This is a genomic window from Actinomyces naeslundii (assembly GCF_001956585.1).
Taxonomy (GTDB): Bacteria; Actinomycetota; Actinomycetes; order Actinomycetales; family Actinomycetaceae; genus Actinomyces; species Actinomyces naeslundii.
In genome coordinates this window covers 29,675-56,101 of the sequence record NZ_MSRR01000001.1, presented here as the reverse complement: position 1 = coordinate 56,101, position 26,427 = coordinate 29,675, and the positions used below count along the sequence as shown (strand labels likewise).

20 protein-coding genes and 2 pseudogenes are annotated in these 26,427 nt (G+C 68.2%); 16 read left to right on the top strand and 6 right to left on the bottom strand.

Translation table 11 applies throughout. From position 1 onward, the window contains the following. Positions 1-404: 404 nt before the first annotated feature. On the bottom strand, positions 405-998 hold the full coding sequence (locus BKH33_RS00205; RefSeq protein ID WP_198482867.1) for a DJ-1/PfpI family protein: 594 nt from the start codon (positions 996-998) through the stop codon (positions 405-407). A 479-nt stretch (positions 999-1,477) separates the two neighbouring features. Between BKH33_RS00205 and BKH33_RS13460 the strand changes: the two genes are divergently transcribed. From BKH33_RS13460 to BKH33_RS00190, 6 genes and pseudogenes are all read left to right on the top strand, one after another. Beyond that, positions 1,478-1,879: a hypothetical protein gene (locus BKH33_RS13460; protein ID WP_143229044.1), complete on the top strand. Its 402-nt coding sequence runs from the start codon at positions 1,478-1,480 to the stop codon at positions 1,877-1,879. Positions 1,880-2,411: 532 nt separating this feature from the next. Continuing rightward, positions 2,412-2,855, top strand: coding sequence for a transposase family protein (locus tag BKH33_RS14010; protein WP_232621501.1), 444 nt, complete (start codon positions 2,412-2,414; stop codon positions 2,853-2,855). Then, positions 2,855-2,983: pseudogene (locus tag BKH33_RS14005) on the top strand (ISAs1 family transposase); the annotation flags it as partial. The gene BKH33_RS14010 and the pseudogene BKH33_RS14005, both read left to right, overlap by 1 nt. A 40-nt stretch (positions 2,984-3,023) precedes the next feature. Continuing rightward, complete coding sequence (locus BKH33_RS14000) at positions 3,024-3,260, top strand: hypothetical protein (RefSeq protein ID WP_232621571.1); 237 nt, start codon at positions 3,024-3,026, stop codon at positions 3,258-3,260. Positions 3,261-3,630: 370 nt separating this feature from the next. Then, on the top strand, positions 3,631-4,863 hold the full coding sequence (locus tag BKH33_RS00195; protein WP_076142416.1) for a cysteine desulfurase family protein: 1,233 nt from the start codon (positions 3,631-3,633) through the stop codon (positions 4,861-4,863). Positions 4,864-4,900: 37 nt separating this feature from the next. After that, positions 4,901-5,266 (top strand): DUF5655 domain-containing protein, encoded by a 366-nt coding sequence (locus BKH33_RS00190; protein ID WP_003780328.1) that lies wholly within the window; start codon positions 4,901-4,903, stop codon positions 5,264-5,266. A 196-nt stretch (positions 5,267-5,462) separates the two neighbouring features. Here BKH33_RS00190 and BKH33_RS00185 read toward each other — a convergent pair whose 3' ends face one another. Further along, the gene (locus tag BKH33_RS00185; protein WP_003780330.1) at positions 5,463-5,759 is read right to left on the bottom strand and encodes a hypothetical protein; all 297 of its coding nucleotides are present in this window, start codon (positions 5,757-5,759) and stop codon (positions 5,463-5,465) included. 400 nt (positions 5,760-6,159) lie between these two features. Between BKH33_RS00185 and mnmA the strand changes: the two genes are divergently transcribed. Both mnmA and BKH33_RS00170 read left to right on the top strand, forming a co-directional pair. Beyond that, entirely contained in the window at positions 6,160-7,401 is a 1,242-nt protein-coding gene (gene mnmA / locus BKH33_RS00175; RefSeq protein WP_003780338.1) for a tRNA 2-thiouridine(34) synthase MnmA, read from the top strand. A 54-nt stretch (positions 7,402-7,455) separates the two neighbouring features. Further along, on the top strand, positions 7,456-7,764 hold the full coding sequence (locus BKH33_RS00170; RefSeq protein WP_003780332.1) for an AbrB/MazE/SpoVT family DNA-binding domain-containing protein: 309 nt from the start codon (positions 7,456-7,458) through the stop codon (positions 7,762-7,764). Positions 7,765-7,851: 87 nt separating this feature from the next. Here BKH33_RS00170 and BKH33_RS00165 read toward each other — a convergent pair whose 3' ends face one another. Both BKH33_RS00165 and BKH33_RS13455 read right to left on the bottom strand, forming a co-directional pair. Further along, on the bottom strand, positions 7,852-8,157 hold the full coding sequence (locus BKH33_RS00165) for a hypothetical protein (protein WP_003780335.1): 306 nt from the start codon (positions 8,155-8,157) through the stop codon (positions 7,852-7,854). Beyond that, positions 8,157-8,276: pseudogene (locus tag BKH33_RS13455) on the bottom strand (ABC transporter ATP-binding protein); the annotation flags it as partial. The gene BKH33_RS00165 and the pseudogene BKH33_RS13455, both read right to left, overlap by 1 nt. 226 nt (positions 8,277-8,502) lie before the next feature. Between BKH33_RS13455 and BKH33_RS00160 the strand changes: the two are divergent. Further along, positions 8,503-10,689 carry a PQQ-binding-like beta-propeller repeat protein gene (locus BKH33_RS00160; RefSeq protein ID WP_003780339.1) on the top strand — a complete coding sequence of 729 codons (2,187 nt, stop codon included), beginning with the start codon at positions 8,503-8,505 and terminating at the stop codon, positions 10,687-10,689. Between the two features lie 72 nt (positions 10,690-10,761). Here BKH33_RS00160 and BKH33_RS00155 read toward each other — a convergent pair whose 3' ends face one another. Beyond that, on the bottom strand, positions 10,762-11,754 hold the full coding sequence (locus BKH33_RS00155) for an electron transfer flavoprotein subunit alpha/FixB family protein (RefSeq protein ID WP_076142414.1): 993 nt from the start codon (positions 11,752-11,754) through the stop codon (positions 10,762-10,764). A 112-nt stretch (positions 11,755-11,866) separates the two neighbouring features. Further along, complete coding sequence (locus BKH33_RS00150) at positions 11,867-12,625, bottom strand: electron transfer flavoprotein subunit beta/FixA family protein (RefSeq protein WP_043539161.1); 759 nt, start codon at positions 12,623-12,625, stop codon at positions 11,867-11,869. Positions 12,626-12,827: 202 nt separating this feature from the next. Here BKH33_RS00150 and glgX point away from each other — a divergent pair, with 202 nt between their 5' ends. The 7 genes from glgX to glgB all read left to right on the top strand — a co-directional run bounded on the left by glgX (position 12,828) and on the right by glgB (position 26,369). Next, positions 12,828-15,245 (top strand): glycogen debranching protein GlgX, encoded by a 2,418-nt coding sequence (gene glgX / locus BKH33_RS00145; RefSeq protein WP_076142412.1) that lies wholly within the window; start codon positions 12,828-12,830, stop codon positions 15,243-15,245. Between the two features lie 44 nt (positions 15,246-15,289). Then, complete coding sequence (locus BKH33_RS00140; protein WP_003785109.1) at positions 15,290-17,017, top strand: alpha/beta hydrolase; 1,728 nt, start codon at positions 15,290-15,292, stop codon at positions 17,015-17,017. A 63-nt stretch (positions 17,018-17,080) separates the two neighbouring features. Continuing rightward, complete coding sequence (gene trpS / locus BKH33_RS00135; RefSeq protein WP_003785107.1) at positions 17,081-18,193, top strand: tryptophan--tRNA ligase; 1,113 nt, start codon at positions 17,081-17,083, stop codon at positions 18,191-18,193. A gap of 124 nt (positions 18,194-18,317) precedes the next feature. After that, positions 18,318-20,489, top strand: coding sequence for an alpha-1,4-glucan--maltose-1-phosphate maltosyltransferase (locus tag BKH33_RS00130; protein WP_100219069.1), 2,172 nt, complete (start codon positions 18,318-18,320; stop codon positions 20,487-20,489). A gap of 26 nt (positions 20,490-20,515) precedes the next feature. Then, on the top strand, positions 20,516-22,438 hold the full coding sequence (gene treS, locus BKH33_RS00125; protein ID WP_076142432.1) for a maltose alpha-D-glucosyltransferase: 1,923 nt from the start codon (positions 20,516-20,518) through the stop codon (positions 22,436-22,438). Further along, the gene (locus tag BKH33_RS00120; RefSeq protein WP_076142410.1) at positions 22,438-24,045 is read left to right on the top strand and encodes a phosphotransferase; all 1,608 of its coding nucleotides are present in this window, start codon (positions 22,438-22,440) and stop codon (positions 24,043-24,045) included. Before treS ends, BKH33_RS00120 begins: the two co-directional genes overlap by 1 nt. An 89-nt stretch (positions 24,046-24,134) precedes the next feature. Next, a complete protein-coding gene (gene glgB / locus BKH33_RS00115; protein ID WP_076142408.1) occupies positions 24,135-26,369 on the top strand; it encodes a 1,4-alpha-glucan branching protein GlgB in 2,235 nt (744 codons plus the stop codon). The last annotated feature ends 58 nt before the right edge of the window (positions 26,370-26,427 follow it).

Sequence of the window (26,427 nt, the reverse complement as noted above, 5' to 3'; positions counted from 1 at the left end):
AACCACCAAGGTATCATGAGTCAAGGTAGGCGGCGATGATGCGTGAGGCGGTGGCCTGCGAGACGTCGTAGGCCACGGCGAGCAACGCCTGGGGCAGGTTGTGCCCCAGTTAGGTCAGAGCCAGACACACACAGGAACAGGCCCAGCACCCGGGCCCCGACCACCGGCAAATCGGGGTTCTCTGTGTAAATCCTCTCGCACAGGTCCACAACCTCGCTGCAAGTGATCCTCGTGCCACTACGTTGAGTCGACTTAGACACCAAAACTCTCCCAAGAGCAACGCCACCTTACTTAGCGACACACCCCTTTAAAACATTCTAAACACCCCCATGAATAAACCCCCTTTACCCCACTTTCAGCATCCCAACAATTAAAACTCAATATCTCTCAAGACATGCGCATTTTTAAACAATCGACACCGAAGAGAATGGGTCATCGTCAGCGTCATTACATGGGAGGTATTCAATCTCGTCCACGACTTTCTTAACCCGATCTTGTCCGTAGAGTTCCACAAGCAACGCCACAGTCATATCCAGGCCAGCCATCACCCCAGATGAAGTCCATCGATTTCCATCATGTACCCATCTAGCACGAGAAACCCAGGTCACATCATAACCAAATTGTTTAACCCAGGAAAATGCCCGCTTATTTGATGTAGCTCTACACCCGTCGAGCAGGCCAGCCGATGCAAGTATCGCCGCTCCAGTACAGACGGAGGCGATGACACTGGCCCCCTCACCCCATCTCCGGAGGCGGGAAAGGAATACTTTGTCATGAACGATTCTCCGAGCCCCCCTCCCTCCAGGGACGAGAATGATGTCGCTTTCGATCACATCATCATATGCTCTTGTTGCCGCAACACTTACACCTCGATAACTTCGCACACCACCGACGTGCGCCCCCACCATAGTGATACCAAGTTCAGGGAAACGCGACATCAGTCCGACCGGACAGCAGGCGTCGAGCAGTTCGAAATCTTCAAACAGAACTACAGTCACACTGAATTGCTTTTTTATAGACATAAAGAAACCTCGAAGATGCGAAGACTATTGAACGACGGAGCGACATCTACCGGAAGAGAATCAACCACTTTCCCGACAAGATCTGCACCACCTAGTTAACTAGATCCTCAATCAGTAGATAACTGATTTAAGGAGTCTAATAACTGCGTGAGGCTATGGTGTTCGTGACGCGGGTTGAGCGGCATGTGTTTGGTCATGATAGGCAGAAGCGTAGGAGCGATGGCAGTTGTAGTAGGAGGTCCGTGCTGCGACGGCATCGTCACGACACTGTCGCTGGAGAGCAGTAGGTGCTGACGTAGAGGCGCTTCCTGACTAGGATACGACTGCGGCGCTCGTCTTCGCCATCTTGGCGGGTTAAGAAGGGAAGGATCCTCCGACACTTCGAGGTGAAGGAGCTAGCGACCGCGGTGGAAACCTTGACCCGGTAACTGGCCTCGTTGCCGGTGACGACGCGCATGTACGAGCCTGGCGATGAAGAAGGCGAGGGCGTTACCTGGGAAAGGACGATTGTATCGGAACCTTCTCATCTCATCATCGACGGCCTCGGCGCAGACCAGCTGGGAAAGGTTGTCAATTGCGGCGGTCAACTGGTCCGATCGACCATCATTCTTAGAACCTATTGCGAACAGGCAGGGTCGGCGGCAGAGGCGGATGAGGTTGAAAGCCAGGTTAAACAGCGCAGCCATAGTCTCGGGATAGTTTGCGGTGCGCAGTTGGTGTCGATCCTCGTAAAACGACATCTCGGACCCAGCGGGGCCATTTCTCTATTCGCCAGTGGCACCGGACCAGACTGCGCTCTGCTAGGGCTGAGCATCGATCACAAGCAGGGAACAGATCAGGTGAACCACCTCCACTGACCTCCGCTTGCTGCCGCTGTTTTGCCCATATTCTTAGGGAATTTGTTGTCTTGGCGTGTCTAATATGGAGTTTTATTCATGGGGTTTAGACGAATATGATTTCGAGGACTGCTAACGGTTATCTGGAAAGTTTCCGATGATCTTCTGTGGCCGGTATGCAGGATCCTCCAGGTCCTTGGGTGTTCGCGATGACCCTTTCGATCTCGTATCTGATCTGCTTAACGGTTCGGTTATATTTCTTGTCGTCGGGGGTGAAGGGGCAGTTTCACGGGTTTTCTCCTCAGGGTGATCATGCCTCAGGGGATCGGCAAGGTTGGTGGGTGAGGGTGTGTGAGCCGTTTTGATGGGGGTGGTGTGTCGCTGGGACGGGGGCGCGGGCCCCGTAGGGACGATGAGATGAGTGGTGTCTAGTCATCTCCTCGTCCTGGGAGCTCGCGCTGATGTCATCCTCCACCACGTCTGCCCTGTCGCGCCAGCCCCTGGCCCAGGTTCTTTAGGAACATCACCGCCCCCCCCCCGGGATCGGCGGGGCGTGCGCCACAGCCTGTTCACGGTCCTGTCCCTGGCCGTGACGGGAGTGCTCGCAGGCTGCCGGAGCCTGACGGCCATCTGGGAGCACACCACCGACCTGACCCCGTCTGATCTGCGGTCCCTGGGCTTGGAGGCGGGGCAGGCCCTGCCGTCGGAGTCGACCATCCGGCGGGTGCTGCAGGACCTGGACCCCACCGACCTCAATACCCGTCTGAGGTCGTGGTTGTGCACTCGTACCGGCACCGTCGAGGGAAGAACAGTCATCGCGATGGACGGCAAGACCGTGCGCGGGGCCCGCCTGGGGCAGGCCTCGGCGCCGCACCTCCTGTCGGCCCTGGACCACGCCATGGGCGCTGTGCTGAGCCAGGTCCGGGTAGCGGACAAGTCCATCCAGAGGTCCCCGCCATCAGAGAGCTTCTCGAGCCCCTCGACCTCGACGGGGTAGTGGTCATCGCAGATGCCATGCACACACAGGTGGACACCGCCCAGTGGATCCGCGATCAGGGCGGCCGCTACGTGCTCACCGTCAAAGGCAACCAGAAGACTCTGCGCAGGACGCTCAAGGCCCTGCCCTGGAAGCAGGTCCCGTCCGTCTCGAGCGTCGACACCGGCCATGGGCGGCGGGTGCGGCGCTCCGCCCGAGGCCGTCCAGGCACCCAAGTGGGTGGACTTCCCCGCAGCGGCTCAGGTTCTCCAGGTCCAACGTACCAGGACCATCAAGGGCAGGAAGCACGTTGAGGTGGCATACCTGATCTGCTCACTGCCCATGGAGCAGGCCCAGCCTGAGCAGGTTGCCGCCTGGGTCCAAGGGCACTGGGGAATCGAGAACCGGCTCCACGTCGGTCCGTGACGTCGTCTTCGATGAGGACCGCCACCAGCTGCGCACCCGCAACGGCCCCGAGATCATGGCCGCCCTGCGCAACCTGACCACCCGGCATCATCCGTCTGGCCCACGGCGCCCAAGCCGCTATCGCCTCCACCACCAGATCCCTGTCACGACAACCAAAACGCGCCATCAAGCTCATCACCCAACCAACCACCTGACCCGACTTTGCCGACCCCCTGCGTATGGGACGGCTTTGGCGACGAGCCGGTCGAGAGCCATTGGCATCTATACAGGTCAGAGCGTTACGGGCCGGCTCCACATGCGAAAAGCGGTTTCAAAGTCGTCCCATGTGGACAAAGTCCGGCTCTTCTGAGCCGCCGTCTAGGCTGGGGGTGTGCGCACCTATCTCGATCACGCCGCCACATCCCCGGTCCGCCCCGAGGTCGCCCGGCAGGTCGCCGAGGACCTGACCAGTGGGCTCGATGGCTGGGCGAATCCGAGCGCGCAGCACACCGCTGGCCGACGGGTGGGGGCGCTGCTGGCGGAGGCGCGTGCCCGCCTGGCGGTCGCTCTGAGGGTGGATGCGCACGAGGTGCTGCTGACCTCCGGCGGTACGGAGGCCGATGCCCTGGTGGTCTCGGGCCGGGCACGAGCGCTGCCGGGCGGGCGTCTGGTGGTCTCTCCGATCGAGCACCCGGCGGTCTTGGACTCGGCGCGCACCGCCGTGGCCGAGCTGGGCGCGGGGCTGAGCCTGCTGGAGGTCGACGGCGCGGGGAGAGTCGAGCTCGACTCTCTGGCCCGGGCGGTGGCGCCGGCAGCCGATACCGGCCGCTCCCCCGCGTCCCTGGTCTCGGTCATGGCGGCGAACAATGAGACCGGCGTGGTTCAGGACATGGCGGCGCTGGTGGCGCGCGTGCGGGGGGCGAGCGGTACCGGGCACCCCGACGAGGCCGGCTACGTACCCGTCCACTCCGACGCCGTCGCGGCCCTGGGGAAGGTTCCCGTGGACTTCCACGGCTGGGGGCTGGACGCGATGAGCCTGACAGGGCACAAGCTGGGGGCGCCGGTGGGAGTGGGAGCGCTGGTGCTTCGCCGCGACCTGGCGTTGACGCCGGCTACGGGCGGGGGCCGTCAGGAGCGAGGGATTCGCTCGGGCACGCAGGACGTGGTGGCGGCCCGGGCGCTGGCCCTGGCGGTAGAGCTGGCGGTCGCCGAGCAGCAGGAGCAGGAGTCCCGGCTGGCGGTGCTGCGGCGCCGGATTCTGGAGGGTGCCGGGACGCTTCCGGGTGTTCACGCCACGCTGCCCGAGGATGCCGATCATGTGGCCTCTACGGCGCACCTGTGGTTCGAGGAGGCCGATGTCGAGGCACTGCTCATGGCCCTGGACCTGGCCGGGATCGATGCGTCCGCGGGCTCGGCCTGCCACGCCGGGGTCGCCCAGCCGAGCCATGTGCTCCTGGCGATGGGCTTTCAGGAGGGGCCGGCCCGCTCCACACTGCGCTGCTCCCTGGGCCGGGAGACGAGCCCCGACGACGTCGAGCGCCTACTCGCCGCTCTTCCCGCCGCCCTGGAGGGAGCCAGGCGGGCCTGGAAGGTGACGCACAAGACGGCAAGGACGCGCATTTAGCAGTATCTAGTCCGACACAGCAACCGAGGAGCACCGCATGCCAACCGCCTCGAACAAGATGATCGGCGACTTCAGCGGCAAGCCGGCAACGGCCGCCATGTACGCGGCAATCGAGTCCTCTGTCCTCTCGCTCGGCTCTGTCACGAAGCACCTGACGGCCCAGGTGAGCTTCTCCGTCAACCGGAAGTTCCTGTGGGTCTGGGCCTATGAGAAGACGGGCGACGGCACACTGTTCCTGAACGTGAGGCTCGACCGTCCCCTGGAGGATCCGCGCTTCCACCGCGTCGATCAGGTCAGTGCGAACAGGTGGAACCACCACGTCGTCGTCAAGACGATGGAGGCTGCGCAGAGCGACTGGCTCAGGGACCTCATTCGCGCCGGCCACGAGTTCGCTGCCCGTTGATCAGTCCTCAACAGCAGCGCAACAGCGCTCTGCACCCGACTATCCGCTCTTGAGCCCGATCTCTTCGTGATCGGGAACGTACTTGTCGATCGAGGACTGCGTTGTCCCGCAAACGACTGGTGCCCGCCAGCAGTCGTTTGCGGGAAAAGTACGTCCTGGACGGAAAACGCAGTTCGCGATCCTCCAGCGCCGCCTCTCACACGCGATCGACGAACTGGGCGGCGATCTCCCGAGGAACGGGGTCCCATTCTCGTACGTACCTGATGGCTCGCACACGCCCGTCTCTTCTCCCGGAGTCACGCAGTCGCCGCACCTCGGCACGATCCAGCGGGCTCTCCGAGAGCATGCGATCGATCGACAGGTGGTAGGTCTGCCGGAAGAACATTCGTTCCTGCTCGCTCTTCGTCATCGGACGCTCTCGACCGTCTGCTATCCGCCAGATCGCCAGCAGCATGGCGAAAATAACCAAGAAGGCCAACCACGCATCAGACATTGAGGCTCCTTTCGTGAACGATGAGACATGAGCACACCGACATGGACTGCCGCCCCCTTGTCGAGTCGAGCACGACGACCGGCATGATGCCGTTGTCCAGACGCTGCTGGAACGTGCTCAGGCGCAACCGTCGCATGCTCGCCCACCACGCTGAGAACGCGCTTGTACTCCCCCGACGGAAAACGAAGAACACCGAGCATCAGCACTGATCGCGCAGGGGCTGGCAGAAACCGCGGGCGCCGACGGCGTACTCGTCAGGCATGACATCTCCTCCCTCAGCGCCATCTATGCCGGGCGCCACGAGGTCCTCTGGGTTCTTCCGGTTGCCCCGTCGCGGTCGACCTGCGGTAGCCTGCCACGGCCGTAGCAACGGCTACCCGCTTGCCTGAAGGAGATCCTCGTGCGCGTCCTGGCCGCCCTGTCCGGCGGAGTCGACTCCGCCGTGGCCGCCGCGCGCGCCGTCGACGCCGGTCACGAGGTCGTGGGCGTCCACATGGCCCTGACCCGCAACCGCGCCCAGACCCGCTCGGGCTCGCGCGGCTGCTGCTCCATCGAGGACTCCGCCGACGCCCGTTGGGCCGCCCAGATCCTGGGGATCCCCTTCTACGTGTGGGACCTGTCCGAGGAGTTCGAGGAGCGCGTCGTGGCCGACTTCCTCGACGAGTACCGTGCCGGTCGCACCCCCAACCCGTGCGTGCGCTGCAACGAGCGCGTCAAGTTCGACGCCCTCCTCGAGCGCGGGCTTGCCCTGGGATTCGACGCCGTCGCCACCGGCCACTACGCGCGCCTGAGCGGCGGCGCCTCCTCCGGCCGCCCCGGCGACACCACGGGCCTGACGCTGCGCCGCGCCGTCGACACCGCCAAGGACCAGTCCTACGTCCTGGCGGTCTCCGGCCGCGAGGGCCTGGCCCGGGCCCTCTTCCCGCTTGGCGACGCGCTCTCCAAGGCGCAGGTGCGCGCCGAGGCCGAGGACCGCGGCCTTCCGGTGGCCTCCAAGCCGGACTCCTACGACATCTGCTTCGTGGCCGACGGCGACACCCGCGGCTTCCTGACCCGCTCGCTCGGCGCCAGACAGGGCGCCATGGTCTCCCCCGACGGCGAGGTCCTGGGAACCCACCAGGGCTACTTCGGCTTCACCGTCGGCCAGCGCAAGGGCCTGGGCCTGTCCCGCCCGGCCGACGACGGCCGCCCCCGCTACGTCATCGAGACGCGCCCGGCCACCAACGAGGTCGTCGTCGGCCCCGAGGAGCTGCTCAGCCGCAGCGCGGTCGATGGCGACGGACTCGTTCTGCTCGCCGATCCCGAGCCGCTCGCGGGCAGCCCGTCCGCCGACACCTCCGATCTCGACCGATCTCCGGCCGTCGGCTGGCAGGAGGCCAGCGTCCAGGTTCGCGCCCACGGCCGCCCGGTTCCGGCCCGGGTCCGCGTCGATGAGGCCGCCGGCCTCCTGCACGCCGAGCTGGTCTCCCCCCTGCGCGGCGTGGCCGCAGGACAGAGCCTGGTCATCTACGGCGGGGCCGACGGAGACCAGGTCCTTGCCCAGGCCACCGTCACCGCCGCGCAGGCCCCGGCCGCGCCCTCGCCTGAGACCAGCTTCCAGTCCTCGATTTCCCACCGCGCCGCCGTCGCGCGGAAGGACTAGGGTTGACACAACCCCCGGCGCCCAGCAGGACCAGCAGGAAAGGGACCTCCCACCATGCCAGCCGACACGCCCGCCGATTCTCCGTCGGACACACAGCCCGGCACCCCGCCTGACCTCTCCGCCCAGGACCCGGAACGCTACATCGCCACCGTCAAGCTCGGCCCCAAGTCGCAGATCGTCATCCCCAAGGAGGTCCGGGAGATCTTCAACCTCGCCCCAGGGGACAACCTGCTCCTCCTGGCCGACCGCACCCAGGGAATCGCCCTGGTGAACCCGACCGACTATGCCGACGTCGTCGCCGCCGCCTTCGACGCGGCCGCGCCCAAGAACGGAGGCGCAGTGACGACCAGGGCCACGGTGTAGTCACCACGCCCTGAGCGTCCGGGCACCGGGATCTGTCAGCCGCGTTCAGCACAGGCAGGTGTGCCGCTCGATGGCTCGCACCGCCCACTAGACCAGGATCGCGGCCAGGATCGCGGCCAGGATCGGCGCCACCACTACGGAGCCGATTCCCACCAGGCTGACCATCTGACGCACCGGCTCGAGGACCTGTTCCAGCGTGACGCCGAGCAGGTGCGCGAAACTGGCGAACCAGCCGGCAACAAGGAGTGTGGCCACTGCGGCCGACGTCAGTACCGTGATGCCGATCTGGATGCTCACGACGGCGGGCATGGCCACGAGCGCCATGCTCCCCACGACTCCCGCATTGCGGCAAGCCTGGGTACGGGCCTCCTCCATGAGCAGTGTGGCGAACATCAGCGGTACTCCTTCCTGAACAGGGCGTCCAGGCTCATACCGCGGTCCTGGCGCAGATCATCGGCGGCGCCCGCCAGCAGCAGACGGCCGTCCTTGCGGAAGACGACGGAGTCGATGAGCCGAAGCAAATATCTAACAGTTGATCGGTCATCTATTTCGCCTCTCGGCCGGCTCGTTTCCTTCTACGCTGTGCCCATGTCTCCGTCTCCCGAATCTTCCTCATCCCCATCCGACTCTCCGTCTTCGTCCCCGTCTCCCGAGCCCAGCTCATCGGCGGCGGCGCCCGATCCCGTTCCCAACCCTCTCGCCCCAGCTCCTCCCGTGCGACGTCGCAAAGGACGCCTGATGACCCTCGGCGTCGTCGTCGCCCTGGTCCTGGCGCTCGGCGGCGGAGGCATGTGGGCGCTGACACGCAGCTCCGACCCGCTCTCACTGGTCAAGGCGCCGATCCTCAAGGTCCAGCAGGACCTGTCCAACCTCGGCAAGGAGCCCACGGCGGCGTCCTTCGACGCGAGCGGCGCCACGGCCCTGGTCAGCAATCAGCTGATGATCCTGCGGGTGATCGCGGATCGCCGTGAGACTCTGGTGGCCCTGGGGCTGAGCTCCTCGGCCTCCCACGCCGTCTGGCAGGTCCCCCTCCCCGATGAGCTGGCGGGGCAGAGCCTCAGCTGCAAGATGGGTGCGAAGACCCTCGACTGCGGAGAGCGGGTCAGCATCGACCTGGCCTCCGGGGTCAACAGCCCCGCCAAGCCGTCAACGATCTCAGCCGCCGATCCAACCACCTCTCCCTCGCAGGAACCGGCCGAGTCCAGCACGTCGGCCGGTGATCCGGCCTCATCGACGGCACCGTCCTCTGCCGCTCCTGAGGCCTCCTCGGAGACCTCCTCCTCGGCATCCGCCGCGCCGCCCTCCGACGCCTCCGCGACTCCCTCCTCTGCCGGCTCCGCAGCCCCCTCCGCATCCGACGCCCCGACGTCGGCGCCGTCGACCACCTCGGTGCGGCTGGGCGATGCCCCCACCGGCGGGACGCCTCTGTCCGTCAGCTCAGACGGCACCGTGAGCGTCGACAAGACCAAGGTCTCCGGGCTGTCCCTCGAGGGCTCCAAGCCGGTGTGGGCGACCCGGGTCGAGGCGCCCCGCAAGATCGTCGGCGTCAGCCTGCCGGCCAGCCGCGAGGTCTGGGTTGTCAGCGACGGCGCCACTGTGGCCGCCCTCGACGGCACCACCGTGCTGTGGTCGAGCAAGCTGCCCGAGGGCGTGGGCGCCCTCAACGGCCTGGGAAGCGACACACCGCCCCGCTGGCAGACGAGCAAGGGGGCCATCGTCATGGCCCACCCGGACTCGCTGCGCGCTCTCGACCCGGTCGAGGGCACCACGATCTGGCAGGTCACCACCCCGGTGACCTCCTGGGCGGCCGGTGACGGATACGTCGTGGTCTTCAACGGCTCGACGACGTCGGTTCTGGCCTTCGACTCCGGTTCGAGCTCGACTCGCGCCACGGCGCTGCCGACCTCGGCCCCGGCCTCCGCAGACATCCCCGACCCGAAGGATCTTGAGAACGCCAGCCTCGACGTCCCCGGCATCTGCGCGGAGGCCTTCACCCGAGGGGGTCGGGGGATGACGAGGGCCGACATGGTCGAGCAGGCTCCGGAGAAGACGAAAGTCACCTTCTCCGACGGCAAGGCCCCCGGCACCGCCAGAGGTAACGGCGTGGGGGGCGGCTCGTCGAACACGATCGCCATGAAGTCGACCCAGCAGGGTCTGTTCGGCACCTCACCGGTGATGGTCGCCGTCCTGGACTGCAACGCCGACCTCCCCGACTACGGCTTCGATGTCCTTGTCGCCTACAACGCTGACAAGGAGATGGTCGGCTCCCTCATGATGGAGGGCAGCAACGAGATCGGCTACGTGCCCACCCCACGCATGGAGAACCTGCGTGTTGTCGGCGGCACCGTCATCTTCGACGAGCCGCAGCTGCGGCTCTACGGTGATGAGTCCTGCCGGACCTGCGGCGGCAGCGCCTCGGCGACGGTCACCGCGCAGTGGGACGGTCAGGCCCTGACGCTCGCCGACGTCGTCTACCACATTCCGGGTAGCCTGCCCATGAGTGGGGACCACCGGCGCCCGTCCCTGGCCGAGGTGCAGAAAGTCTATGACGCGCTCGCCTCAGGTCAGGACGACAAGGCGGCCGAGCACATCGATCCCACGATCCTGCCCTTCATGGATCAGCCCGCTGAGCGGGTGGCGACGGGTGACACGATGCGAACGGCCTTCCTGCCTGAGGGAGGCAAGGTGGTTGCCTGTCTGCTGGCCGGCCCCAAGGACTCCTCAGGCGCCTCGGTCGCCAACTCCATGGACCTGGATCAGGGAACGATCATCTGTCCAATCGCCCTGGACGATCCGTCTAAGCCGTGGATGACTCCCAGGCCGAGTACGAGTAACAGTGAGCAGAAGCAGTACGGGTCCTGGCTGCTGCTGAGCTCGGACATGGAGCGGTTCAGGATCACTCACCTGCAGTACAAGGTCAGCTGACGCCCCGTACGCGTTGTGGGGGTGCACCGTCGATGAGACGGTGCACCCCCACAGTGTCGTTGAAGGAACTGCTCAGCCGCGCAGCTTGGCGAGCTCCTCGACGAGCTGGGGCACGACCTCGGTGACGTCGCCGACGACGCCGAAGTCGGCCATCTCGAAGATGGGGGCCTCGGAGTCGTCGCAGATGGCGACGACGGTGCCGGCGCCCTGGATGCCGCTGGTGTGGTGGACGGCACCGGAGACGCCCAGGCCGATGTACAGACGCGGGGAGATGGTCTCGCCGGTCTGGCCGATCTGGGCGCTGCGCTCGATCCAGCCCTCGTCGCAGGCCACGCGGGTGGCGCCGACGGCGGCGCCGAGCGGCTCGGCCAGGGAACGGACCAGGTCGAAGTCACCATCCACGCCGCGGCCACCCACGACGACGGTGCGGGCCTCGGTCAGGGCCGGCCCGGAGGCGACGGAGGTCGCCTCGCGCGAGACGAGGCGCACGGCAGCGGCCTCGGCACTGACGGGCACCTCGAGGGGCTCGGCGGTCAGTGGCGCGCCGTCGGCGGCGGAGACCTCGGCGATCCCGGGGCGCACGGCGATGATCGGGGCGCTGCCGGCCGAGCCGACGGAGACGGTGGTGGACCAGGAGCCGGACAGGACCAGCTTGGAGGCGCGCAGCACGGAGTCGTCACCCGCACCGCCCGCCTCCAGGGCGGTGGCGTCGGAGACGCAGGCCGAGTCGAGTAGGACGGCGGCCCGCCCGGCCAGCTCCTTGCCGCGGTAGTCGGAGACGACCAGGACCGCGGCGGGCTGGACGGTGCCGACGGCCGCCACAACGGCGTCGGCCGCGGTGGCGGGCAGGTGGGCGGACTCGCCCAGGTCGGCGGTCAGCAGGCGGGTGGCTCCGGCGCCGGCCAGGGCCGCACGGGCCGGCTCACCCAGGGGCTGAAGTGCCAGGGCGATGACGTCGCCGCCGGTCAGGCCCCGAGCGGCGGTGAGCAGCTCCAGGCTGGGGCCGGTGGGGGCGGACTCGGCGGTCTCGAGGTCGACGAGGACGAGGAGGGGGGCATCGAGCATGGGAATCAGCTTCTTTCGCAGGTGGTATGAGGCGGGTGGGGCAGCGCTCCCGGTTCGTGCGCCCTGATTGAGGGCGGCGCCGAACTGAGTGTGCGGGCGCTGCGGCTCACCCTCAGACGAGCTTGTTCTCCACGAGCCAGGCGGCGAGCTCTCGGCCCGCCTCACCGGCGTCGGTGCGGATGATGCCGGCCTCGCGGGCGGGTCGGGCCTCGTCGTCGACGACTCTCACGGCCGGGTCGGCGACCTCAAGGCCGAGCTCGGAGGCCTCCCAGAAGTCGATGGGCTTCTTCTTCGCGGCCCGCATGGCGGCGAAGTTGGGGTAGCGGGGCTCGTTGGCCTGGTCGGTGACGCTGACGAGGGCGGGCAGCGGGGCGCTGACGACCTCGCGAACGGCGCCCACGGTGCGGGTGACGGTCACGGCGCCGCCCTCGACCTCGAGCTGGTTGGCCAGGGTCAGGGCCGGCAGGCGCAGGGCGGCGGCGAGGGCGCCGGGCAGCATCGAGGTCATGGCGTCCAGGGAGGCCATGCCGGTGACGACCAGGTCCACCTCGCCGATGCGCTCGATGGCCGCGGCCAGGACCCGGGCGGTGGTGACGACGTCGGCTCCGGCCAGGGCGTCGTCGGCGACGACAACCCCGGAGTCGGCCCCCATCTGGAGGGCGCGCCGCACCCCGTCCTCGGAGTCCTCGGGTCCCATGGTCAGAGCGACGACCTCGCCGTCGGCCTCCTCGGCCAGACAGACAGCGGCCTCGACGGCGTTCTCGTCGAGCTCGTTGAGGACATCCTCCTCACCGCGCACGAGGCGGCCGTCCTCAAGGCGGCGCTCGGACTGCACGTCGGGAACGTGCTTGATGCAGACCACGATTCTCATGGGCTCAAGGTTGCCATAACAGCAGCATCTCGCCACTGAGCGCTGAGTCACCCTGACACGGTGTCAGGGAGATGACTGGGTGACGAGGCGATGACGACGCCGTCGCATCTCGGCGCATAAACGCGACGCGGCGCACTCTCACGAGGGAGACCTCACTGCCCCTCAAGTGGTCGGGACCAGCGAGCGCCAGGACAATGGACCCATGCCTTCGACGCCAGAGCCCGCTCCAGCACCGCGCGCTGAGCTGCCAGCAGCTCCCGCCCACGGACTGGGCGTTACCCTCAGCGGTGACGGTGCGGACTTCGCCGTCCACGCTCCGCATGCCACGGCGATGGACCTGTGCCTGCTGACCATGGCCGCCGACGGCACCGTGGCGGAGGAGACCCGGATCGGGATGCACGGTCCTCAGCGCGGCGTCTGGAGCGCGCACGTTCCCGGCATCGGTGCTGGGCAGCGCTACGGCTACCGCGCTCACGGCCCCTGGAACCCGCATGAGGGGCTGCTCTACAACCCCCGCAAGCTGCTGCTGGACCCCTATGCCCGCGCCCTGGACGGACAGGTGGACCTGGTGCCGGCCGTCTACGCCCACGAGGTCACCGACGACCTGGTCCCTGCGGCCGAGCCCTGGCGCCCCTCGCACCTGGACTCGGCGGACAGCACCGTCGTCGGCGTGGTCACCGGTGACACCTTCCCGGTGGTTCCGGGACCGCGCGTCCCCCGCGAGCGCACCGTCATCTACGAGGCCCACGTCAAGGGCCTGACCTACAAGCTGCCCGGCGTGCCCAAGGAGCTGCGCGGCACCTACGCCGGACTGGCCCACTCGGTGACGGTCGAGCACCTCAAGGGACTGGGGATCACCACGATCGAGCTGCTGCCGATCCACGCCTCGGTGACCGAGCCCTTCCTGACCAAGCGGGAGCTGACCAACTACTGGGGCTACTCCACGCTGAGCTACTTCGCGCCCGAGCCCTCCTACGCCACGGCCGCGGCGCGCGCAGCCGGCCCGCAGGCGGTCCTGGACGAGGTACGCGGCATGGTCTCCATGCTTCACGAGGCCGGCCTGGAGGTCGTGCTCGACGTCGTCTACAACCACACCTGCGAGGGCGGTGTCGACGGCCCCTCCTTGAGCCTGCGTGGCCTGGACAACCTGGACTACTACCTGCACGCCCCCTACCTGCCGGCCCAGTACATGGATGTCACCGGTACCGGCAACACGCTGGACTTCCGGGCCACGGGTGCGATCCGGATGGTTCTGGACTCGCTGCGCTACTGGGTCTCCGAGGTGGGAGTGGACGGCTTTCGCTTCGACCTGGCGACCACGCTGGGGCGCCATGCCGCAGAGTTCTCGCCGCGCCACCCGCTGCTCACGGCGATCGCCACCGATCCGGTGCTCAGCACGGTCAAGCTCATCAGTGAGCCGTGGGACGTGGGCCCCGGAGGCTGGCGCACCGGCCAGTTCCCCGAGCCCTTCCAGGACTGGAACGACCACTTCCGCGACACCACGCGCTCCTTCTGGCTGCACGACGCCTCGGAGATCTCCAAGGGGCGCCTGGGCTCGGACCTGCGTGACCTGGCCACACGCCTGTCGGGCAGCGCGGACCTGTTCAGCCACGGAGAGTTCCCCGGCGGGCGCGGTCCTCTGGGCTCGGTCAACTTCGTGGCGGCGCACGACGGCTTCACCCTGCGTGACCTGGTGGTCTACGACCACAAGCACAATCTGGCCAACAAGGAGGACAACCGCGATGGCACCTCCAACAACCGCTCCTGGAACCACGGCTTCGAGGGCGACGTCGTCGAGGGCATCAACGGCGGGCCGATCGAGGTGCTGCGTCGTCGTTCCATGCGCAACCTGCTGGCCACCGTTCTGCTGAGCGCCGGGACGCCCATGCTGCTGGCCGGTGACGAGATGGGCCGCACCCAGCAGGGAAACAACAACTGCTACTGCCAGGACTCGGTGCTCTCCTGGGTCGACTGGAACCTGGAGGTCTGGCAGCGCGACCTGGTCGCCACCACGCGCTTCCTCATCCACCTGCGTCAGGCCCACCCGGTGGCACGCCCCTCGCGCTTCGCGACCGGTCAGGTCCTCGAGGGCGACACGATCCCGGACCTGGCCTGGTACCGGGGCGACGCCGCCCCCATGGACGGGGACTCGTGGCACGACCCGCACACCCGGGTGGTCCAGATGCTGCGCTCGGGCAGGCCGTGGAACGACGACGACATGCTCGTGGTCATCAACGGCGCGCTGGATCAGGTCGACGTCGTTCTGCCCGAGGGCCGCGGCACTGACTGGCACCTTGCCTGGGACTCGACCTGGGCGGTTCCCCAGCCTCACACGGCTCCCTTCTCCCAGGCGCGCCGTGTGAGCCGAAGCCCGCAGGACACCGACGCCGACGTCATTGTGGAGACCGACGGCTCCGGCGAGGTCAAGGACGTCAAGACGGTCGCCAACGGCTCCACCGGACAGCCCGCCGAGAGTCTCACGGACTGTCACCAGGACCGCCCGGGAGACACGACGATGCTGGAGGCGCTGTCCCTGCGTGTCTATTTCTCCGGTGAGATGTTGGAGACCCTCAAGGCGGGCAGCCAGACCGAACAGGTCGGAACGGTCGGCGAGCGATAGGGCAGCCGCACCAGACAGTCGATTCCGGCATAGGGTGGTGCCCGATGCCGGCGCTTCCTCCCCCTGTTGAACGTGCCTGGGACCGTCTACGGCCGGACCCGGCCGGACTGGTCCTGGGCTCAGTGTTCTTCGTCCTGGCGCTGACACCCTCGCTCATCCCCCGAGACATCCTCTTTCAGGGGGTGGCCTGCGGGCTGTGTGCGGCAACCGGCTACCTCGGAGACGTCTGGTTGTCGTGGAACTGGCGCACCTGGGTGAGCAAGGTGGTGCGGGTCCTGTGGGAGGCCAGCGGCCGGAGCCTGCCGTCCTGGGTGCCTCGGTGGAGGCGACGGGTGGAGATCGCACTGAGCGTCATCGTCGTTCTGGGACTCAACGCGATCCTGCTTCAGGCGGTCCGCTGGCAGCAGCAGGTAGCCGCCCTGACTGACTACCGCGCCTACACACCTGCGCAGTACCTGCTGGTCTTCCCGGTGGGCTTCGGCATCTGGACCGCCCTGGTCATGGTGGGGCGCGGCTTCCTACGCCTGGAGGCCTGGCTGAAGCGGCACCTGCCTCAGCGGCTTCCGCTGCCGGTGCGTTCGGTGTCCTCCTGGATCATCGTGCTGGTGCTGGTCTTCGCGCTGGTCAACCAGGCGATCCCGGGCATCATCATCCGGGGCGCGGAGTCGGCCTTCTCCGTGCGCAACAGTGCGGATCCGCCCTCGGCACCGCGGCCGACGTCGTCCAAGCGCTCGGGGTCGCCGGACTCACTCGTGGCGTGGGAGTCCCTGGGGGCCTACGGCAAGCGTTTCGTGGGCCGGGGCCTGAACGCCCAGGGCCTTGAGAGGGTGACCTCCCGGCCGGCCAGTGAGCCGATCCGCGTCTACGCCGGGCTGGAGAGCGCGGGAAGCGACGAGGCGCGGGCCGCGCTCGTCGTCGAGGAGCTGAGGCGCACCGGGGCGGCCTCCCGCTCGGCGATCTTGATCGCCCCGACGACGGGGACCGGCTGGGTGGACCCGGTAGCGGCTCTGTCACTGGAGGTGCTCTACGACGGCGATACGGCGATCGCGGCTGCTCAGTACTCCTACCTGCCCTCGGGTGTGCAGTTCATCGCCGACACGGACAGGGCCCGGGCCTCGGGCAAGGCGCTGGTGACGGCCATCGTGGCCTGGTGGAAGACGCTTCCGGAAGGCGATCGACCCCGGCTCCTGCTGTACGGGGAGTCGATGGGGGTGCTGGCCGGTGAGGCGGCCTTCGATGATCTGGCCGACGTCCTGAAGTCGGTCGACGGAGTCCTGTGGGTGGGGCCGCCCAACTCCTCGCAGCTGTGGCGAGACCTGGTGACACGACGCGATCCGGGCACGCGGGAGGTGGACCCCACCTACTCGGCCGGCTTGACGGTGCGCTTCGCCCAGGACGAGGAGGACATGGACTCCTTCGCGGGCGACACCACCTGGGGAGACCAGAGGATTCTCTACATCCAGCATGCGAGCGACCCGGTGGTGTGGTGGTCGCCGAGGCTGATCCGTGAAAGGCCTGACTGGTTGCAGGAGCGGGCGGGAACGGACCGCTCCCCCACCATGCACTGGATGCCCTACATCACCTTCTTCCAAGTGAGTGCGGACCTGCCGCGGGCGATGAATGTGCCCGCCGGGCACGGGCACCGCTACGGAGCCGAGATCCTCGACGGACTGGCCCTGGTCAGTCATGACAGCTCCTTCACTCCCGAGCGCGTGGCTCAGGCCCGCCAGGAGCTGGAGCGCGCCCTGGCCACCCAGCCCGCCGACGACTGAGCCCGGACCTGGACGACACCGGACCCGATCCGTCGCTGCACCGGTACCCCCTAGGATGAGGCCATGACTCAGACCCCTACCGTGGCCGAGGAGGCCCTGGCCAACGCCACCAATGACGCCTCCCTGGCCCGATCGATCGCCCGTTCCGCCGAGATCGAGGCCGATATCGCCGTTAACCCCGGCCGCTACCGGATGTTCACCGGGGTGCGTCCCACCGGGAACATGCACCTGGGCCACTACTTCGGCACCATGCACTCCTGGAAGACGATCCAGGACGCCGGAGTGGACACCTGGATCCTCGTGGCCGACTACCAGGTCATCACCGACCGCGACGGCGTCGGCCCCATCCGCGAGCGCGTCCTGTCCCTGGTCACCGACGCCCTGGCCGTGGGTGTGGACCCGCAGCGCTCAACGATCTTCGCCCACTCGGCGGTCCCGGCCCAGAACCAGCTGATGCTGCCCTTCCTGTCCCTGGTGACCGAGTCCGAGCTCCACCGCAATCCCACGGTGAAGTCCGAGCTGGAGGCCACCGACGGACGCGCCATGAGCGGCCTGCTGCTCACCTACCCGGTCCACCAGGCCACCGACATCCTCTTCTGCCAGGCCAACCTCGTCCCCGTCGGGAAGGACCAGCTCCCCCACCTGGAGCAGGCCCGTCTCATCGCCCAGCGCTTCGACAAGCGCTACGGACGGGCCGTCAAGGACCACCCGGTCTTCCGCCGTCCTGAGGCCCTGCTCAGCCAGGCCCCGATGCTGCTGGGACTGGACGGGGAGAAGATGAGCAAGTCCCGCCGCAACACGATCGAACTGGGCATGAGCGCCGACGAGACCGCCAAGCTCCTCAAGAAAGCCAAGACGGACTCCGAGCGCGTCATCACCTACGACCCCACCGGGCGCCCGGAGGTCTCCAACCTGCTGATGCTGGCCTCCCTGTGCGGGGCGGGCACGCCGGAGGAGATCGCCGAGCGCATCGGCGACGGCGGCGCAGGCACCCTCAAGAAGGTCACCACGGAGGCCGTCAACGAGTTCTTCGCCCCCATCCGGGCCCGCCGCGCCGAGCTGGCCGCCAACGAGGACTACCTCCTGGAGGTCCTGGGGCAGGGAAACGCCCGGGCCAATGAGGTCGCCGCGAAGACGCTCGACGACGTCCGCGCCGCCATGCACATGAACTACTGACGGCCGCTGAGCCCTCCGGCTCAACCGCCCCGATCGGCCCGGTTCGCGACGCGCGTACCGGGCCGATCGGCGTCTGGAGGTCGGATATGTGACTCAGATCGTTTCTCACCGTAGTCTTGCTCCTGTGACTCCAAACACGACGCCCAAGGCCGGCAAGAAGCAGTCCCCCCGCCCCTCCAAGTCCGCTGCCGCCCCGACCGACACGCCCCGGGCGCCTGAGGCGGAGTCCTCGGCGTCCTCAGGGCAGGCAGAGGATCAGACCGCTGCGGCGAGCACGCCGCAGCCGGCCCAGCGCTCGCTGATCGGCCGGATCCCGGTCACCGAGGTCTTCCCGGTCGTCGAGGACGGGCGCTGGCCGGCCAAGGCGGTCGTCGGGGAGGTCATCCCGATCCGCGCCACCGTCTTCCGCGAGGGGCACGACCGATACGGAGCCACCGCGGTCCTGGTGCGCCCCGACGGCAGCAACGGCCCGAGCGCCCGCATGCACGACATCGCCCCGGGGCTGGACCGCTACGAGGCGTCCTTGGCGCCCGACGCCCCCGGGGACTGGCGCTTCCGCGTCGAGGGCTGGTCGGACCCGTACGCCACCTGGAGCCACGACGCCGGTATCAAGGTGCCGGCCGGGATCGACGTCGAGCTCATGCTTGAGGAGGGCGCCCGCGTCCTGGACCGGGCAGCGGCCATCGAGGGCCGTGACGAGGAGGGCGTCAAGGCCCTCAACGACGCCGTGTGGATCATGCGCGACCCCTCCAACCCCGTGGACGACCGCCTGGCGGCCGGCCTGGCGGACTCGGTCAAGGCCGCCCTGGACCGCCTGCCGCTGCGCGACCACGTCTCCCCCACCGCCGAGTACCCCCTCCAGGTGGACCGCGAGCGCGCCCTGATCGGCTCCTGGTACGAGATCTTCCCGCGCTCGCTGGGCTCGGGGGTCAGCGAGGACGGCACCTGGCACTCGGGGACGCTGCGCACCGCCGCCGAGCGCCTGGACCGCATCGCGGCCATGGGCTTCGACGTCCTCTACCTCACGCCCATCTCCCCGATCGGCCTGACCAACCGCAAGGGCCGCAACAACACTCTGACGGCCCGACCCGGCGACCCCGGCTCCCCCTACGGCATCGGCTCGCCCGACGGCGGCCACGACGCCATCCACCCGGACCTGGGCACCTTCGAGGACTTCGACGCCCTGGTGGCCCGTTCGCGCGAGCTGGGCATGGAGGTGGCCCTGGACCTGGCGCTCCAGTGCTCCCCGGACCACCCATGGGTGGCCGAGCACCCGGAGTGGTTCACGGTCCTGGCCGACGGCTCCATCGCCTACGCCGAGAACCCGCCCAAGAAGTACCAGGACATCTACCCGCTCAACTTCGACAACGACCCCGAGGGCATCTACCAGGCGATCCTGGGGGTCGTGCGCACCTGGATCGCGCACGGGGTGACGATCTTCCGGGTGGATAACCCTCACACCAAGCCCCTGGCCTTCTGGCAGCGGCTCATCGCCGAGATCCACACCGAGTCCCCCGAGGTGCTGTTCCTGGCCGAGGCCTTTACCCGTCCGGCCATGATGCGCACCCTGGGCATGATCGGCTTCCATCAGTCCTACACGTACTTCGCCTGGCGCAACACCAAGGAAGAGCTCATCGAGTACACGTTGGAGCTCAGCAAGGACACCGCCCACCTGCTGCGCCCGGCCTTCTGGCCCACCACGCACGACATCCTCACGCCCTTCATGACCAACGGGAAGGTGCCAGCCTTCAAGCTGCGCGCCGTCCTGGCAGCCACGCTCTCGCCGACCTGGGGCATCTACTCCGGCTACGAGCTGGCCGAGTCCACGCCCCGCCCCGGCTACGAGGAGCAGATCGACAACGAGAAGTACGAGTACAAGCCGCGCGACTTCGCCACTGCCCGTCGCAACGGGATCGAGGACCTGCTCACCCGTCTCAATGCCGCCCGATCCTCTCACCCGGCCCTGCGCCAGCTGCGAGACATCTACTTCCACCCCACCAGCGATGACCAGATCATCGCCTACTCCAAGCGGGTGGATGCCTTCCACAGCCCCACCGGCAAGGACGACGTCGTCCTGACCGTCGTCAACCTCGACCCGCACGGGGCGCGCGCCGGCGAGGTCTACCTCAACCTAGAGGCCCTGGGGCTTCCAGGCTGGGTCGACGCCTCACGCCCGGTGGTCAAGGTGACTGACGAACTCACCGGAGACACCTACGACTGGTCCGGTCAGAACTACGTGCGCCTTGACCCCTTCGCCGGGCAGGTCGCCCACGTCTTCTCCGTGGAGCCGCTGTGAGCACGGACCCGATGAGCACCGGCCCGATGCCCGCCGGCAACGAGCCACCGGCCGCAGTACCGGCCAGCCCCTTCGGCCAGCCCGTGCCGGGGAGTGTCCCCGTAGCGGCCCCCATGGCCGCTGCCGGCACCGGAGCCATGGCGGCGCTCCCCACCCCCAGCGGCGGGATCCCCATGCCGATGACGGTGGCACCGCAGATCCCCGGCGTACCGGTCCTGCCCGCCCAGGCCCGCCCCGGTATCAGCGCGGACCCCGAGTGGTTCCGCACGGCCGTCTTCTACGAGGCGCTGCTGCGCTCCTTCGCCGACTCCGACGGCGACGGCATCGGGGACCTGCGCGGGCTCATCTCCCGCCTGGACTACCTGGCGTGGCTGGGCGTGGACTGCGTGTGGATCCCGCCCTTCTACCCCTCGCCCATCCGTGACGGCGGCTACGACATCTCCGACTACACGGCCATCGACCCGCGCTACGGAACGATGGAGGACTTCCGCGAGCTGGTCCACCAGGCCCATCAGCGCGGGATCCGCATCGTCATCGACATGGTCGTCAACCACACCTCCGACGCCCACCCCTGGTTCCAGGCCTCCCGCTCGGACCCCGAGGGCCCCTACGGGGACTTCTACGTGTGGGCCGACGACGACTCCGGCTACGACGACGCCCGCATCATCTTCGTGGACACCGAGGAGTCGAACTGGGCCTACGACGTCGAGCGAGGCCAGTTCTACTGGCACCGCTTCTTCTCCCACCAGCCCGACCTCAACTACCGCAATCCGGCGGTCATCGAGGCGATCCACGACGTCATCCGCTTCTGGGCGCGCACCGGGGTCGACGGCTTCCGCCTTGACGCCATTCCCTATCTGACCGAGTCTGAGGGCACCAACTGCGAGAACCTGCCAGGCACCCACGAGATCATTGCCGGCATCCGCGAGATGCTCGATCGGGAGTTCCCCGGGACGATCACGCTCGCCGAGGCCAACCAGTGGCCCGACGACGTCGTGGAGTACTTCGGCACCGAGGAGGCGCCCGAGTGCACCATGTGCTTCCACTTCCCGGTCATGCCACGCATCTTCTACGCGCTGCGCCAGGGCTCGGCCGAGGCCATCCGCTGGGTGCTGGAGAAGACCCCCGACATTCCCGCCCACGGGCAGTGGGGGACCTTCCTGCGCAACCACGACGAGCTGACCCTGGAGATGGTCACCGACGCAGAGCGCGACCAGATGTACGCCTGGTACGCCCCCGAGGAGCGCATGCGCGCCAACATCGGGATCCGGCGGCGCCTGGCCCCGCTCCTGGACGCCTCGCGCTCCGAGGTCGAGCTGGCCTACGCCCTGCTCCTGTCCCTGCCGGGCAGTCCCTGCCTCTACTACGGCGACGAGATCGGCATGGGCGAGAACATCTGGCTGGAGGACCGTGACGCCGTGCGCACTCCCATGCAGTGGGACGACTCCCCCAACATGGGCTTCTCCACCGTCGTCGACCCCGGTGCGCTGACGCTTCCGCTCATCCAGGCCCCCGGCTACGCGCACCTGACGGTGGCCACTGAGATGGCCCGGCCCGACTCGCTGCTGCAGTTCACCCGGCGGATCCTGCACCTGCGCCGCGCCCATCCCGTGCTGGGTCGCGGGAACTTCCTCCTGCGCCCCACCAGCGATGACGCCGTCCTGGCGCACACGCGCTGCGACGAGGCGCCGGTGGAGGGGGCAGAGACCCTTCTGTGCGTCTCCAACCTCTCGGCCACCCCCCGGTCGGTGACGATCGAGGTTCCTGAGCTGGCGGGCAGGGGCACCACGGATCTGTTCGGGGGCTGCGCCTTCCCGCCCGTTGACGAGCGCGGCCGCCTCACCCTGACGCTGGGAGCGCGCGGATACTACTGGCTGTCCGTTGACCGGACTGAGCCCGACGACGCCCCCCAGGGCGACCACGACAACCACCCGACCGAGGAAGTCTGATGCCAAACGAGCCGATCTCCGCCGCACCGCAGCCCGCCACCGTGCCGGCACACTCCCTGCGCAGCGCCCAGGCCCCGTCGACCTGGCCCACCAATGCCGAGATCCTCGCTGCGCTGGGACCGTGGATGCTCCAACGGCGCTGGTTCCCGCTCAAGGGGGACGCCGCACCGCCCCTGGGCTCCCTGCGCGTGATCGCAACCTGGGAGCCGGAGGAGGGGGTGCGAGACCTCGTCATCGCCGCCCTACGGGGCAACCAGGCCGAGACCGGTCACCGCGACGGGATGGTGCTGCTGCACGTACCGGTGGTCCTGGAGGCCGCCGAGGCGCTCGACTCCTTCGCCACCCCCGGTGAGGCACCCGGCAACCACGGCCTGCTGGTGACCACCGGCTCTCAGGGGTCACCCACGCAGGTGGCGCTCGTCGACGGCGCCCACCACCCGGCCTTCTGGCGGGCCTGGGCCCTGAGCACGCTGAAGGCGGGCACCGTCCTGAGCGAGGCCGGAGCCCTGGCCATCGCCCAGCGGGCGCCGAGGCTGCGGGTGACCACCGGGGAGCAGTCCAACACCTCCGTCATCCTGCCGGCCCCTTCCGACCCCGCCGAGGCTCTTGGGGAGCAGGACGCCGCCACCGGTGACCTCATCGTCAAGCTCCTGCGGGTCCTGGAGCACGGGCGCAATCCCGACGTGGAGCTGTCGGTGGCCCTGGCCCGCAGCGGCTGGGACCAGGTGCCAACGCCGGTGGCCTGGTCCACCATGACCTGGACGCGCATGGGCGGCTGCGGCCAGCCCGCCCTGGAGGAGTCCACCGACTCGGCCGTGGCCTGCAGCTTCGTCCCCCGCGCCGACGACGGCTTCGAGCTGTTCTGCTCACTGGCCTCCACCGACGACGTCGACGGACCGGTGCGGGCCCGCGCCGTGGAGCTGGCCCGGGATCTGGGACGCACGACCGCGCAGATGCACCACCACCTGGCCGCCTCCCTGGGCACGAGCCGGCCGCCCTCACCTGCCGAGCTCGCGGCCGCCCTGCGCAAGCGCGCCCGGTGGGCGCTGGAGGAGGTGCCCGAGCTCTCCGGCCACATCCGCGCCCTGGAGCTCAAGGTGGAGCAGGCCTTGGCACGTCTCGAGGAGCTCCCCGCCCTGGAACCGACCACCCGTATCCACGGGGACTACCACCTGGGGCAGGTGCTTCACGAGATCGGCGGCCAGCAGCGCTGGTACGTCCTGGACTTCGAGGGCGAGCCCCTGCGCCCCCTGGCCGAGCGCTCCGACCCCGACCTGCCGGCCCGGGACGTGGCCGGCATGCTGCGCTCCTTCGACTACGCCGCCGCCGTGGGCAAGGCACCCCACCCCGACTGGCTCCCCGCCGTGCGCTCCGCCTTCGAGGAGGGCTACCGCCTGGGACGCCAGGAGACCGGCTCTCTCGCCCCGTCGCCAGCGGCATCCGGCGACCAGGAGCAGGCCGAGGCCTCGTACCAGACGGTCCTGACCTGCCTGGAGCTGGACAAGGCCCTCTACGAGGCCGTCTACGAGGCCCGTAACCGTCCCGACTGGCTGGGCATCCCCATGGCGGGGATCGAGTCGGTCCTGTCCAAGCACGCGGAGGGCTGAGCACGCGACGATCCTCCATCCCCCTCATCCCCATCGGTCCGACGTCCAAAAGCACCCGCTAATCACCGAACGCATGGAAGAGTTGCTGTATGAGCGCCAACACCCCTGAGAACGACCCCAGATCCCAAACTCCGGCCGACCTCGCCCCCGTCCCCGTGGACCCCTGGGTTCTGGCCGACGTCGCCTACGCGCGCTACCACGACCCGCACGAGGTCCTGGGCGCCCACGTCGGCGAGAACGGAGTCACCATCCGCACCGTCCGCCACCTGGCCGACGACGTCGTCGTCGTCACCAAGGACGGCACCTTCCCGGCCGTGCACGAGCAGGACGGCGTGTGGGTGGCGGTCCTGCCCGGCCAGGAGATCCCCGACTACCGCATCAAGGTCACCTACGGTGACGAGACCACCACCGTGGACGACCCCTACCGCTACATGCCCACTCTGGGCGAGATGGACACCTACCTCATCTCCGAGGGCCGCCACGAGGAGCTGTGGGAGGTCCTGGGAGCCCACGTCAAGCGCTACGACGGCCTCATGGGCGAGGTCGAGGGAACCGCCTTCGCCGTGTGGGCACCCAACGCCCGCGCCGTGCGCGTCGTCGGCGACTTCAACTACTGGGACGGCACCGCCACGGCGATGCGCTCCCTGGGATCATCCGGCGTGTGGGAGCTGTTCGTGCCCGGCGTCGGCGTCGGCGCCCGCTACAAGTTCGAGATCTGCTTCGGCGACGGCTCCTGGCACCAGAAGGCCGACCCGATGGCCCGTGCCACCGAGGTCCCTCCGGCCACGGCCTCGGTGGTCACCGACCAGTTCCACGAGTGGGGCGACCAGGATTGGATGGACAAGCGCGCCACCACCGACCCCCACAGCGGCCCGATGAGCATCTACGAGGTTCACATCGGCTCATGGCGCCAGGGACTGGGTTTCCGCGGCCTGGCCGAGGAGCTGGTCCCCTACGTCAAGGAGGCGGGCTTCACCCACGTCGAGTTCCTCCCGGTGGCCGAGCACCCCTTCGGCGGCTCCTGGGGCTACCAGGTGACCAGCTACTACGCGCCCACCTCGCGCTTCGGCACCCCGGACGACTTCCGCTACCTGGTGGACCAGCTCCACCAGGCCGGCATCGGCGTTATCCTGGACTGGGTGCCCGCCCACTTCCCCAAGGACGAGTGGGCTCTGGCCCGCTTCGACGGCACCCCGCTGTACGAGGACCCCGACCCGCAGCGCGGTGAGCACCCCGACTGGGGCACCTACGTGTTCAACTTCGGACGCAACGAGGTGCGCAACTTCCTGGTCGCCAACGCCCTGTACTGGCTCCAGGAGTTCCACGCCGACGGCCTGCGCGTCGACGCCGTGGCCTCCATGCTCTACCTGGACTACTCCCGCCAGGACGGCCAGTGGCACCCCAACCAGTTCGGCGGCCGCGAGCACCTGGAGGCCATCAGCTTCCTGCAGGAGGCCACCGCCACCGCCTACCGGAAGAACCCCGGCATCCTCATGGCCGCCGAGGAGTCCACGGCCTGGCCCGGCGTCACCGCCCCCACCGAGTACGGCGGCCTGGGCTTCGGACTGAAGTGGAACATGGGGTGGATGAACGACACCCTGCGCTACCTGGCCGAGGACCCGGTCAACCGCCGCTACCACCACGGGGAGCTGACCTTCTCCCTCGTCTACGCCTTCTCCGAGCAGTTCATCCTGCCGCTGAGCCACGATGAGGTCGTCCACGGCAAGGGCTCCCTGCTGTCCAAGATGCCCGGAGACCCCTGGCAGGAGCTGGCGGGTCTGCGCGCCCTGTACGCCTACCAGTGGTCCCACCCCGGCAAGCAGCTGCTGTTCATGGGCCAGGAGTTCGGGCAGGGAACCGAGTGGAACGCGGACAACTCCCTGGACTGGTGGATCCTGGACGACCCGGGACACCAGGGGCTGCTCGCACTGGTCGGCGACCTCAACCGGCTCTACCTGGACTCGCCGGCCCTGTGGTCGGAGGACTTCTCCCACCGGGGATTCGAGTGGATCGAGGCCGGCGACGGCGACCACAACGTCCTGTCCTACCTGCGCAAAGGCACTGACGCCAACGGCAAGAGCGACCTCATGGTCTGCATCATCAACTTCGCCGGCACCCCGCACGAGGGCTACCGGGTGGGCCTGCCCTTCGCCGGGGACTGGGAGGAGGTCCTCAACACCGACTCCGAGGAGTACGGCGGTTCCGGCGTGGGCAACCTGGGCCATGTCGAGGCTGAGGAGCTGCCCTGGAACGGACGCCCGGCCTCGGTGCGTCTGCGGGTTCCCCCTATGGGCGCGGTCTTCCTGCGCCCGGCGAAGGACTGACCCAGTCTGAAACCACGCACTGCGGTGGGGCGAGAGGCTCGAGTGGCTCTCGCCCCAC